The 12357-nt window shown below is 60.2% G+C and carries 8 protein-coding genes; 5 read left to right on the top strand and 3 right to left on the bottom strand.

Going from position 1 to position 12357, the window contains the following annotated elements; genetic code table 11:
- Window positions 1-279: 279 nt before the first annotated feature.
- The 5 genes from AC1EJZ_RS07125 to AC1EJZ_RS07105 all read left to right on the top strand — a co-directional run bounded on the left by AC1EJZ_RS07125 (window position 280) and on the right by AC1EJZ_RS07105 (window position 8503).
- Entirely contained in the window at window positions 280-2304 is a 2025-nt protein-coding gene (locus AC1EJZ_RS07125; RefSeq protein WP_092648670.1) for a maltotransferase domain-containing protein, read from the top strand.
- Window positions 2305-2501: 197 nt separating this feature from the next.
- Window positions 2502-4217, top strand: a complete 1716-nt coding sequence (treS, locus tag AC1EJZ_RS07120) for a maltose alpha-D-glucosyltransferase (RefSeq protein ID WP_058237816.1) — start codon at window positions 2502-2504, stop codon at window positions 4215-4217.
- A complete protein-coding gene (locus tag AC1EJZ_RS07115; RefSeq protein WP_058236973.1) occupies window positions 4210-5619 on the top strand; it encodes a phosphotransferase in 1410 nt (469 codons plus the stop codon). The genes treS and AC1EJZ_RS07115 overlap by 8 nt, the downstream gene beginning before the upstream one ends.
- 102 nt (window positions 5620-5721) lie before the next feature.
- On the top strand, window positions 5722-7911 hold the full coding sequence (gene glgB, locus AC1EJZ_RS07110) for a 1,4-alpha-glucan branching protein GlgB (protein ID WP_092648671.1): 2190 nt from the start codon (window positions 5722-5724) through the stop codon (window positions 7909-7911).
- Window positions 7912-7981: 70 nt separating this feature from the next.
- Window positions 7982-8503 (top strand): O-acetyl-ADP-ribose deacetylase, encoded by a 522-nt coding sequence (locus AC1EJZ_RS07105; RefSeq protein WP_058236975.1) that lies wholly within the window; start codon window positions 7982-7984, stop codon window positions 8501-8503.
- Window positions 8504-8565: 62 nt separating this feature from the next.
- Here AC1EJZ_RS07105 and AC1EJZ_RS07100 read toward each other — a convergent pair whose 3' ends face one another.
- Genes AC1EJZ_RS07100 through AC1EJZ_RS07090 form a run of 3 tightly spaced genes read right to left on the bottom strand, consistent with a single transcriptional unit; the run spans window position 8566 to window position 12191 of the window.
- The gene (locus AC1EJZ_RS07100; RefSeq protein WP_227469280.1) at window positions 8566-9528 is read right to left on the bottom strand and encodes a tetratricopeptide repeat protein; all 963 of its coding nucleotides are present in this window, start codon (window positions 9526-9528) and stop codon (window positions 8566-8568) included.
- A complete protein-coding gene (locus AC1EJZ_RS07095) occupies window positions 9529-10542 on the bottom strand; it encodes a DUF8094 domain-containing protein (protein WP_480294387.1) in 1014 nt (337 codons plus the stop codon). It lies immediately after the preceding gene.
- Window positions 10539-12191: a hypothetical protein gene (locus AC1EJZ_RS07090; protein WP_141757307.1), complete on the bottom strand. Its 1653-nt coding sequence runs from the start codon at window positions 12189-12191 to the stop codon at window positions 10539-10541. The genes AC1EJZ_RS07095 and AC1EJZ_RS07090 overlap by 4 nt, the downstream gene beginning before the upstream one ends.
- Between the last annotated feature and the right edge of the window lie 166 nt (window positions 12192-12357).

Raw genomic sequence — 12357 nt, 5'->3', positions numbered from 1 at the left:
TAATACGCTGAATCATTCTCACACACAGCAGTCTAGTGGTCCCTGCATTCAGCGTCGAATGGTGAATAACTCCGCTGAATGCATGGTGAGAAAATTTCATTGACGTTTCACGTGGGGTCTCGAACGTGTCATGGCTCAGTCACGTTCAGCCTTGATGCGACCACAAGATACGGCATGGGAATTCTTCTCGGCGATGCGCACACCACCCATGGTCCCCCACGTGCCTCCCAAATTCAGTACCCTAACAATGTGAGCCACAAATCTTCTCGACCACTCGACATGACCGTGACACGCATCCCCGCGGTGGAACTCTCCCCCGTTGTGGAAGGCGGGCGACTTCCAGCCAAGGCGACCGCCGGTGAGCCATTCCCCATTCGCGCAACGGTGTTTCGCGAGGGACACGACGCCTATCAGGCCGAAGCGGTCCTGATTGACCCCGACGGACATGACCACACGATTGCTCCAATGGTGGATATTGCACCCGGTCTGGATCGCTACGAGGCATGGGTGATGCCTGACCGACCCGGCAACTGGTCATTTTGCATTCAGACGTGGTCAGATCCCTACGCTACGTGGCGACATGATGCCACCATTAAAGTCGATGCCGACATCGACGCTGACCTCATGCTGGAAGAGGGCGCACGCCTGTTTGAGCGCATGATCGAAGGGAAGGCACTGGCCAATTCTGACCAGCAGGGTCTGGCTGAGCCCCATGCGCGCGTCCTCCACAGTGCAATCTCCATCATGCGCGATGCCACCCGATCAAACCAGCAGCGCCTGTCGGCCGGTATATCGTCTTCTGTGCGCCACATTGTGCGTCAGTACCCACTGCGTGACCTGGTCGGTCGCACTGAGGCCTATCCGCTGCATGTCGCGCGCACCCGCGCCCTGGTGGGCTCCTGGTATGAGATTTTCCCCCGCTCAGCCGGAGCATTCCAGCGCCCTGATGGCACATGGGTCTCAGGCACACTGCGCACCGCAATTGAGGAACTCGATCGCATCAGTGCGATGGGATTTGATGTCATCTACCTCACACCAGTTCACCCCATCGGCACGACGTTCCGCAAGGGCAAGAACAATACGCTGAATGCTCTGGAAACCGATCCTGGTTCCCCCTACGGCATCGGGTCAGATGAAGGGGGCCACGACGCGATTCACCCTGACCTGGGAGATTTTGACGATTTCGATGCATTCGTCGCTGCCGCATACGAACGCGGCATGGAGGTCGCACTCGACTTTGCCCTGCAGTGTTCACCGGATCACCCGTGGGTCAGGGACCATCCCGAATGGTTCTCGCAGCGAGCCGACGGCTCCATCGCGTATGCGGAGAATCCGCCCAAGAAGTACCAGGACATCTACCCCATTAACTTCGATCACGATCCTGAAGGCCTGTTCGAAGCGATCCACGACCTGTTCCGCCTGTGGATCGCACACGGCGTGAAGATTTTCCGAGTGGACAACCCGCACACCAAGCCAGTGAACTTCTGGAAACGCATGATGGACACGCTGCATCGCGAATATCCAGACGTGATCTGCCTGGCTGAAGCGTTCACTCGCCCCGCCATGATGCGCACGCTGGGTGCCGTCGGTTTTGACCAGTCCTACACGTACTTCGCGTGGCGTACCTATAAGAAGGAGATCGAAGAGTACCTCAAGGAAGTCTCCGAGCAGACACCGCACCTGATGCGCCCGACATTCTGGCCGACGACGCACGATATTTTGACGCCGCAGATGACCGAGGGCGGCACCGCCATGTTTGCAATCCGCGCGATTCTGGCCGCATGCGGCGCTCCGACGTGGGGCATCTACTCCGGCTACGAGCTGGTCGAATCGGTACCGCGCCCCGGTTTTGAAGAACAGATCAACAACGAGAAATACGAGTACCGTCCGCGCAGGTGGGAGGATGCGGAGCGCACGGGTATTCCTCAGTTGCTCACCCTGCTCAACACTGCACGAGGGCGACATCGTGCCCTGCAGCAGCTTCACCAGATCAGCATTCACCGTACATCCAACGACCAGTTGCTGTGCTTCTCACGGCACATTCCCGGACAGTTCACACCTGATGGGAACCCGGACACGGTGATCGTGGTGGTCTCACTGGATCCGCATCATGAAGTGTGGGGCTCTGTTGACCTCGATGTCAACGCGCCCGGCATGGAGCTGCTCAACGCTGGCCACGGCGGCGGGTTGAACCTTGTCGATGAACTGGACGGCATGGAGTACCGCTGGGGTGCGTCGAATGTGGTGCGGCTGAGCCCGTGGACCCGCATCGGACACGTCTTTGGGGTTGAACAGCAACAGTAGAATGCACCGCGCGCCTCCAGGCGCCGCGGGTCCCACTCGCCGGGCATGAAATGCATACACACCGTGCATCAGCGCGCCGTAACTGGCAGTATGATGCCATGACCGTTGATGATTCATCGCGCGCTGAACTGGACGCCGCACCTGAGACGACGACCGCCACCTCCAGCCACTATGCGCAACTCTCACCATTCCACAATATGACGGTGGACCAGCCACACGAGGATGAAGCCGCCCTCGTCCCTGTGGCCGACGACCCCAGTTGGTACCGCCACGCAGTCTTCTATGAGCTGCTGATCCACTCTTTCCAGGACTCCAACGGCGACGGCGTGGGTGACATTCCCGGCCTGATCTCGCGGCTCGACTACCTCAAGTGGCTCGGTATCGATGCAATCTGGCTGCCCCCGTTCTTTCCTTCCCCTCTGGCCGACGGCGGCTACGACATTTCCGACTACAAGGGCATCGACGAACGCTTCGGCACGATGGATGATTTCCGTGCCCTCGTGGAAGCCGCACATGAACGAGGCCTGCGCATCGTGCTGGACATGGTCATGAACCACACGTCCGACCAGCACCCGTGGTTCCAGTCCTCACGCTCCGACCCGAACGGACCGTACGGCGATTTCTACGTCTGGCGTGACCGACCCAACGAATACGCCGACGCGCGCATCATTTTCGTGGACTCGGAAGTATCGAACTGGACGTGGGATGAGGAGCGCCACCAGTTCTTCTGGCATCGTTTCTTCTCACACCAGCCGGACCTGAACTATGAAAACCCTGCGGTGCGCGAAGCCATGAAAGACGTGGTGCGTTTTTGGTGCACCACCGGTGTGGACGGCTTCAGGTTGGATGCCATCCCCTACCTGTTCGAAGAAGAAGGTACGAACTGCGAAAACCTCCCGGCCACGCACGAGTTCATCGCGGACCTGCGCGCAATGGTCGAAGAAGAGTTCCCCGGCACCGTCATGATTGCCGAGGCGAACCAGCCGCCTCACGAGGTTGTCGCCTACTTTGGAACCGATGAGGCACCCGAGTGCCATATCTGCTTCCACTTCCCGATCATGCCGCGCATTTTCGCCGCACTGCGCGAAGAATCCTCCCACGGGCTGCGCGAAATCCTGGCTGCCACCCCTCCCCTGCCCAAGGGTGGCCAATGGGGTGTTTTCCTGCGCAATCACGATGAACTGACCCTGGAGATGGTCACGGACGAGGAACGCGCCAGGATGTATGAGTGGTACTGCCCTGAAGAGCGCATGCGTTCCAATGTCGGTATACGTCGACGACTCATGCCGCTGCTGCATGCCTCGCGCCGCGAGGTTGAACTGGCCTACGCGCTGCTGCTGTCCTTGCCCGGTTCCCCGTTCCTGTTCTATGGCGATGAGATCGGTATGGGTGACAACGTGGATCTGCCTGACCGTTTCGGCGTGCGCACCCCTATGCAGTGGGATGACACGCCGACGATGGGCTTTTCCGATGCCCCGCAGGATCAGTGGTTCCTGCCGGGAATTTCATCACCGACCTATGACCAGCGCGCAGTGAACGTGGCCGAGCACGCCACCCGCCCGACCTCGATGCTGAACTGGACGCGCAAGATGCTGAACACGCGCCGCAAGCATGCGCCGTTCGGATTTGGTGACATGACGCTGCTGTGGTCCTCTGACGATGCTGTGCTCGCGTTCTTGCGCCGAGACGAATCCGAAACGATTCTGTGCGTCAACAACCTGTCCACTGAACCGCACTCCGCGAAGATCCACCTGCCCGGCATGGCCGGCTGGCATCTGTACGATCTTGGATCGGGCAACGCGTTCCCGGATGTGCGTGACGATGAGACGGTGGACATCACGCTGCCGCGCCACGGCTTTTACTGGCTGGGCGTGACGTTCCTTGAACCAGAAAGTGAGGAAGAAGATGAGTAACGCACCGTCTTCCATTCAACTCCTGGAAGCGATCGCCCCGTGGCTCACGTCGAGGCGATGGTTCCCACGCACCAGCGACCGCACATTGCAGGTCATTGGCGAGCTCAATGCCGATTCAGGCTATCTGGAACCGCCGGGAACTCCGGAGTCCGATTCCGGTGATTTAGCGTCAGTTCGCCTGCTGATCATCCAGGCCGGCTCGCAACTGCTCAACGTCCCCCTCGTTCTCGTTCCGCAGGCCGGAGACGACGTTGCCGAAACGTTCGACAATCCTGCGACGGACGTTGACGAGGGCGACCCCATCGGATCGATTGGTGACCTGAGTATTCTGGACGGCGTGTCGGTGTGGGCATTTTGGGACACGTGGCTGGCGATGGGTCGTGCCGTTGGAACGGTGGATGCTGACACCGTTGAACGCATGCGCGACATGCGTGACCAGGTACAGGTGTATGGAGGCGAGCAGTCGAACACCTCGGTTATTTTCCGAGGTACCACAGACGAGACTCCTGGAATCATCGCGAAGGTACTGCGCGTGCTCACGGAGGGTGCTCACCCGGATGTTGAGGTGCCCACCGCGCTATGCGAGGCTGACTGGAACCACGTGCCACGCGTTTTCGGCTACGTTGCCGTCCCGGCACGCGTGCGTTCGTGGCCCAAGAAGGAATCGGAACTGTGTGTGGCGACCATTATCAGTGAGCTGGTACGCGATGGGCGCGACGGTTTCGTCTTCTTTGTCGATGGTGCCTCCCGCGGTGAAGATCTTACCGAGCAGGCACGTTCACTGGGTACCGTGACAGCTCAGATGCATGAGATTCTGGCGAGGGCTCTGCCCACTGCTGACGGGCCGACGCCATCGCAGATCGCTGCGCGGGTGCGCAACAACCTCGATGCTGCGCACGCTGAGGTCCCTGGCCTGACCGGCGAACTCGTGGATACATTGGGCCGCGAGCTGGACCAGCTCGCACAATGGGACGAGCCGCTTCAGGCGACCCGCATTCACGGCGACTACCACCTGGGGCAGACCCTGCTCAGCGATGATGGGTGGAAGATTCTGGACTTCGAGGGCGAGCCGCTGCGCCCCCTGGCCGAGCGCACCGCCCCTGACCTACCGCTCAAGGACGTTGCCGGGATGCTGCGTTCCTTCGACTATGCGATGGCGCAGGCACGACGCCTTGCCGATGATGACTCAGCGATTGACGATGCCGTCGCTCACGAGTGGGTCAGCCAGCACCAGCGTGCGTTCCTTGAGGGGTATCACGCTGATTTCTCGGGTCGCGACGACGCACTCATGACTGCACTGATCATTGAGAAGGCAGCCTATGAGTCGATCTACGAACATAGGATGCGTCCAGACTGGCTGAGTATTCCCCTCGATGCGCTCACCGAACTGGCTGAGCGGTAAAACGGTCGACACGTGGAGCACATCGGACGGTCGTTTGTTGCAAAGAACGCCACGACCATCCGAACGGCCACGCCGTGACCGTGTGCATGGGAAAATGAGGTCATGAACGCCTCACCGATTCCTCAAGATCCAGACCTCCTTGATACAGTGGCGCAGGGGCAGTACTACCTGCCTCATGCCGTGCTCGGAGCGCACCTCAGTGACGGGTCAGTGACGATCCGCACGGTGCATCATTTGGCCGACGCTGTCCAAATTGTCACGCCCGATCAAACAGTTGACGCTGTTCACGAACGATCCGGCGTGTGGGTTGCCGTCTTTGAATGTGACGATATTCCCGACTACCGAGTGCGCGTGACCTACGGTGACCAGACGACACTGATGGACGACCCCTACCGTTTCCTGCCCACACTGGGCGAAATGGATATTTACCTCATTTCCGAGGGACGACACGAAGAACTGTGGAAAGTTCTGGGAGCACATCTGACTCACTACACCGGCCCGATGGGTGACGTCGAGGGCGTCGCATTTGCGGTGTGGGCGCCCAACGCGTCTGCCGTGCGCGTCGTCGGCGACTTCAACTACTGGGACGGCAGCGCCAGCGCAATGCGCTCACTGGGATCGTCCGGCGTGTGGGAGCTGTTCATCCCAGGTGTGGGCGTGGGAGCGCGCTACAAATTCGAGATCCGAGGGCCGGGCGGTAACTGGTTCCAAAAGGCTGACCCGATGGCACGTGCCACCGAGATTCCTCCGGCAACTGCCTCTGTTGTCACCGACCGTTTCCACAGGTGGGATGACGATGAGTGGATGGACAGGCGTGCTCACACCACCCCGCACACCGCTGCCATGTCAGTGTACGAAGTCCACATTGGATCCTGGAAACAGGGGCTGGGCTACCGTCAGCTCGCTGATGAGCTGATCGCCTACGTCACCGAAGCCGGTTTCACGCACGTCGAATTCATGCCGGTGGCTGAACATCCGTTCGGCGGTTCGTGGGGCTACCAGGTCACCTCGTACTACGCGCCGACCTCACGCTACGGCACGCCCGACGACTTCCGTTATCTGGTGGACCGCCTCCACCAGGCAGGTATCGGCGTCATCCTGGACTGGGTGCCAGCCCACTTCCCGAAGGATGACTGGGCGCTTGCCCGTTTCGACGGCACTCCCCTGTACGAGGATCCCGATCCGTTGCGTGGTGAACATCCGGATTGGGGAACGTACGTCTTCAACTTCGGGCGTCGGGAGGTGCGCAACTTCCTGGTTGCCAACGCGCTGTACTGGCTCGAGGAGTTCCACGTCGATGGCTTGCGTGTCGATGCGGTGGCCTCCATGCTGTATCTGGATTATTCACGCAAGGAAGGCCAGTGGCGGCCGAATCAGTACGGCGGTCGCGAACACTTGGAAGCTATCCAGTTCCTGCAGGAAGCCAACGCAACTGCCTACAGGCGTCACCCCGGCATCGTAATGGTGGCTGAAGAGTCAACAGCGTGGCCCGGCGTGACCGCGCCAACGTCAGGAGGCGGCCTGGGGTTCGGCATGAAGTGGAATATGGGCTGGATGAACGACACGCTGCGGTACATGCAGGAAGACCCTGTCAACCGTCGCTGGCACCACGGTGAACTCACGTTCTCGTTGGTGTACGCATTCTCCGAGAACTACATTCTGCCGCTGTCCCATGATGAGGTCGTTCACGGCAAAGGCTCGCTCGTTTCGAAGATGCCCGGTGATAAGTGGCAGAAGATGGCCTCGCTTCGCGCACTGTACGCCTACCAGTGGTCACATCCTGGCAAACAACTGCTGTTCATGGGACAGGAATTTGGGCAGGAACAGGAATGGACCGAGCAGCATTCTCTGGATTGGTGGCTGCTCGATGACGATCTGCATTCCGGGTTGCTGTCGCTGGTGTCGGCTCTCAACAGGATCTATCGCGACGATCCCGCGCTGTGGGACGACGACTACACGGGCTTTGAGTGGATCGACGCGTCAGACGGCGATCACAACGTGATCTCCCATATCCGCAAGGGAATGGGCTCCGATCACAAGCAGCACCTCCTTGTCTGCGTCACGAACTTTGCCGGCACACCTCACGAGGGCTACCGCGTGGGGCTGCCGTTCAGCGGCCAGTGGGAGGAAATCCTCAACACTGACAGCGAAGAGTTCGGCGGATCCGGTGTGATCAACATGGGGCCGGTCATCGCTGAAGATGTTCCATGGAACGGCCGGCCAGCATCGGCTGAGCTGCGCGTGCCACCGCTGGGTGCGCTCTGGCTGCGTCCTGTCACATCTGAGAACTAGACACGGACGGTTGAGCGGACGGGCAGCAATTCCTGCCTGCTCGCTCAACCGCCCGTGAGATATGCGAGCAATGATGGAACTGATCAGCGGCGACATCACAACACTTGAGGTGGACGCCATTGTCAACGCTGCGAACTCGTCACTGCTGGGTGGTGGCGGCGTGGATGGGGCAATTCACCGCGGAGCTGGGCCCGACCTGCTCGCCGCCTGCAAGAAAGTGCGTGCCAGCCAGTTCCCTGATGGTCTTCCCGTGGGGCACGCTGTAGCGACTGAGGGTTTCAGACTGCCGGCGCGCTGGGTAATCCACACTGTCGGACCTAACCGGCATCGCGGGCAGACTGACCCGGATCTGCTACGCTCCTGCTTCACGTCGAGTCTGCGGGTTGCCGAGGACATCAGTGCACGCTCCGTAGCGTTCCCTGCAATTTCAGCAGGAGTGTACGGCTGGGATATGGAACAGGTTGCGAGTATCGGCATAGAGGCGGCTCGCACCTATGAAAGCGAACAGGACGAGCACGCAATCAGGATCGTGTTCTGCTTATTTGATGACCGAGCCCTGCACGTATGGCGCAGCGTCGCCGGCGAGCACTAGACTGCCCCGACGCGCGGACGAGCCGATTCGAGCTGCCTCAGGTGCGATCACCACACCAGCCTCTAGATCATGAGAGCGGTTGCCAGCCTGCGACGGGCAGCGTTGACTTCCGGTGAGGATCCGGCCACGCGGAACAAGTCCAGGATGCGTGTGCGCAGCTCTTCACGCCTGTCATCATCGGTGCTGTGCTCCAAAGCGCTGATCAGAACGTCGAAGGCCTGAGCGTGCTGGCCGGCGTTAAACAGCTCATCAGCATGATCCAGGTCGTTATCCGCATTCCCAGCCGTGCCGCGCTCAAGCAGACGCACGCGCGCCAACTGGGCTTCGGCATCGTGGTCGCGCGCATTGCGCTCCACGATCTTCTCCCACGCCGCGATCGCGCCGTCGAGGTCACCTGATTCTTCCAGGTCCAACGCATGCTGGTGTTCAGGCGGTACGGGCGCCTTCACGTCCTCCCCGCTGACTGCGACGCGGCCCGTAACCCCCATCTGCTGGGCTGCCGTCAACAGTTCATCCAGGACCGGCACGACCTGTTCTTTAATCGCATTTCCCTGGAAGAGCGGGATCGGGCGCCCACCGATCAGTGCACACACCGTCGGCAAGGCCTGCACCTGAAGTGCGCGAGTGATGCCCGGAGCTTTCTCCACCTCGATCTTCACCAACTGGAAGGCGCCGCTCCTTTCGCGGACGATCCCCTCCAGCATGGACAGAACGGACGATGACTCCAAGGAGCGCGATGACCACAGTGCCATCAGCACAGGAACAGTGCGTGACGTTGCCATGATGTCCTCGAACTGAGCGTCATCGCAGTCGCGAATCAAAGGCACGTTCAGTTGCACCCCGGCATCACCGTCGGCAGGAGCGGCAGCAGGGACGCCCGAAGCGGACAGGTCAACGGCACCGTGAGAATCGGCGACCTGACGCTGCACGTGAGACTGTTCGGAGGCCTCCGCGCTGTGCGCTGCACGCGAGGCTGGTTCCCGCTGCGAATTGTGCTGCGCCATTGATGGATCACTCTCTGCCACTTATTCTCCTTCGGGTTTGGTTGAATCATCGCGCGTGACCTGCTCGATCACACGTTCAGCGCCGATGACGCGAGCTTTCTGATCGGATCCGGCCTGCGGCAGCTCAATCAAAACCGAGACCAGATATTTCGCAGATGCCGATCCGATAACCTTGGGGTCTCCCTCGTTAATAGCCGCAGGGGAGCCGCCCAGCTGCATGGTGGATCTGGCAACCGTGCGCTGGTAGGTGTGCGTCATTGCGAACGATGCGGACACGAGGGCTGATCCGTTGTTCAAGACGAGTCCTGAGATCGGCAATCCCTCCGTCTGTGCGTGAGCCGTGACGGTACCGGCGGCCTGCACGGATTGTCCGAGCGATGCGATCTCGTCGAAGTGCGAGCGCGCATACTCGTCTTCTGCGAACATGTCGGATCCGGCGGTGCCAGAATTGAGCATTTCGACATATTTTTCCACTGCTTCGCTGGGCGTCATGATGAAGCCGTCGGCATCGGCAGGTACGTATGCTGCACCCGTCTCCAGTGGGGCTGTCGTGAATTCTGAGCCGCCCAGAAGGCGCACCCAGTTCTCCAGTTCGTAATTGGAGCGCGCATCCTGCTGAGTGATGACGTAAACAATCGGCAGTTCCCCGTCCGAGCTTTGCTCGATGTCCAGGAACATTCGCGGCCACGTCGTTGAGTTGGTCGATGTCACCATTTCCCCGGTGAGACTCAGCTGCGGCACCGTGGTGTCCTTGGCTTTGGCGAGCACGAACTGTGCACCGCGCATGCGCAGAGCCGGGTCTTTGACGCGTCCGGACAGGGCTTCGGTCGTGCCCTCGTCACTGGCTTGGTCGAGTGCGGCCTGGATATGTCCGAGGATCGCGTTGATGCGGTTGGCATCCAGGTTGGCCGCACCGTTTGCGCCGGACGCTGGCTGTTCAGTGGCCGGTACTTCTATTTCTCCTGACGAGCAGGCGCTGACCATCGACAGTGATGCGAGCATCACCACGGCAGCGCAGATGCGGCGGCGTATCACTGTTCCTCCTTGGTCGATCCTGTTCCGTCACGATGCAGCCAGTTCGACATGATGGACGTCCATGCGCCCTTTTGGGAACGGCCAGTGTCCTGAGGTCGTTCGGCGTCAGCTTGTGTATCGTCGCCCCGTGGATCGTCGCCGTCCTGTGAACGGTCGGTTCGGCTCGCGTGTCCAGTGCCGCTCACATGGTCGGCTTCGTTTTCCGCACGGTCGCCGTCTGTCTGACGTACGAGGGTGTCGCCGCTGTCTGCTTGGTGCGCCGACGGGACGATCGGGATGAGGCCAGTGTTGAATTCGTGGCCATCGATATTCACCGATTCTTCGCCTCGGGAGCGCGCTTCGCGTAATGCGCGTCGCGTCGGGAAGACCATCGGTACACGAGCCACGGACATGTCAATGACACCCGAATCGGTGGGGGCCGAATGTTCGACTGGTTCGGCTGGCTTTGCAGTCTCAGCCGGCTCAGCAAGCTCAGCCGGTTCTACAGCTTCCTCCGACTCAGCGGGTTCGGCAGCCTGTTTCTGTTCGACGAGGTCTTCAGCTTCGCCGTTCATGGCCGGCTCGACAGGTTCAGCGGATTCAGCAAGTTCTTCCGGCTCTTCCGCTGCTTCGTACTGGTTCGCCTCTTCGGAGCGTTTCACCTCTTCACAGTGATCGTGTTCTTGCCGGTGGGCTTGCTCCTCAGGCAAGCCGTCAGCTTCATCTGTCAGGTCGGCTACCGGGACCGGCTCGCTGACATCAAGCGACTCAGCCTTGTCTGCTTCATGGGTACCGTCCTCAGCTTGCGACACGTCACCCTCATCGTCTGCCTCGTCAGAGGCTTCCTCGGCGTCTGGCATCTGGGAGATGTCGATCGGGGCGGTGTCGGTGGTATCAGCCTGGTCACGAGACTTCAGCTCGTCGGCACGTGCCGCGCGGCGACGCTGGTTGCGCCAGATGATGACCGCCATGACTGCGGCGATCAGTGCCAGGACAATGGTCAAAAGCCAAACGGCGATCGCTGCGATATTGGTGCGCTCAACCGGCCAAGTCAACGTCAATGTCGGGGCTTTCGAACCGTCTGTCGTGGCCAGTACGGACACCGTGTCAGGAACGGCTTTCAGTGTGAGCGACGCGCTCCCCTGGCCGGCTGCCTGATCCAACCACATGTCATTATCCAACGGGTTCGCAATCGAGGCCCCCGACTGAGCTTCTTCCTTGGCAGTCTGAGCTTCGGACTGTGCCTGGCCATCGGCCGTTGACTGAGGAGCAGCTGCGGATTGCTCGCCATCAGCCACATCCGACGATTGCGCCTGATTCGCATCCGTTTCCGCATGGTCGGTTACTTTCAGCTGTGTCATACCAGCTTCCAGGCCCACAACTTCGGTATAAGCCTCGTCACCGAGCCACCCGATCACATCAGGAGTGGATCCAACCACGACACTGACGGGCGTCGACGCATCGGCAGCTTCGACGGTCACTGTCACGTCTTCTGCTTTCAAAGGGAGCACACGCGCACGCGTCATCACATAGGGCTGATCTGGGTCAGCCTTGGCCTCAATGTGCTGTCCAGGTGCCCAAACGGTCAGTGTCAAAATGCCGATGATGCCAGCAACAAGAGCCACTGCTGCAAGGGCTAAAGCGCTGGCGTAACGTCTGATACCACTCACAGTGTCCGCTCCTCCGCAAAAATTCCTCGTATGTCATTCACAATACAGTGCCCGTTGATGTGAGCGCAGAACCGATGGTAATAATCCATCATATCGCAGAGTCGAAAAGGGCAGTGCCTGACGGGCTCACGAGACAGGCCCAACAAGTCAGGCTCAGAGGGGCCGA

It is taken from the genome of Pauljensenia sp. C0170B5 (genome assembly GCF_056590195.1).
The sequence above is the reverse complement of the archived record's forward strand: the minus strand, read 5'-3'. Positions and strand labels throughout refer to the sequence as shown.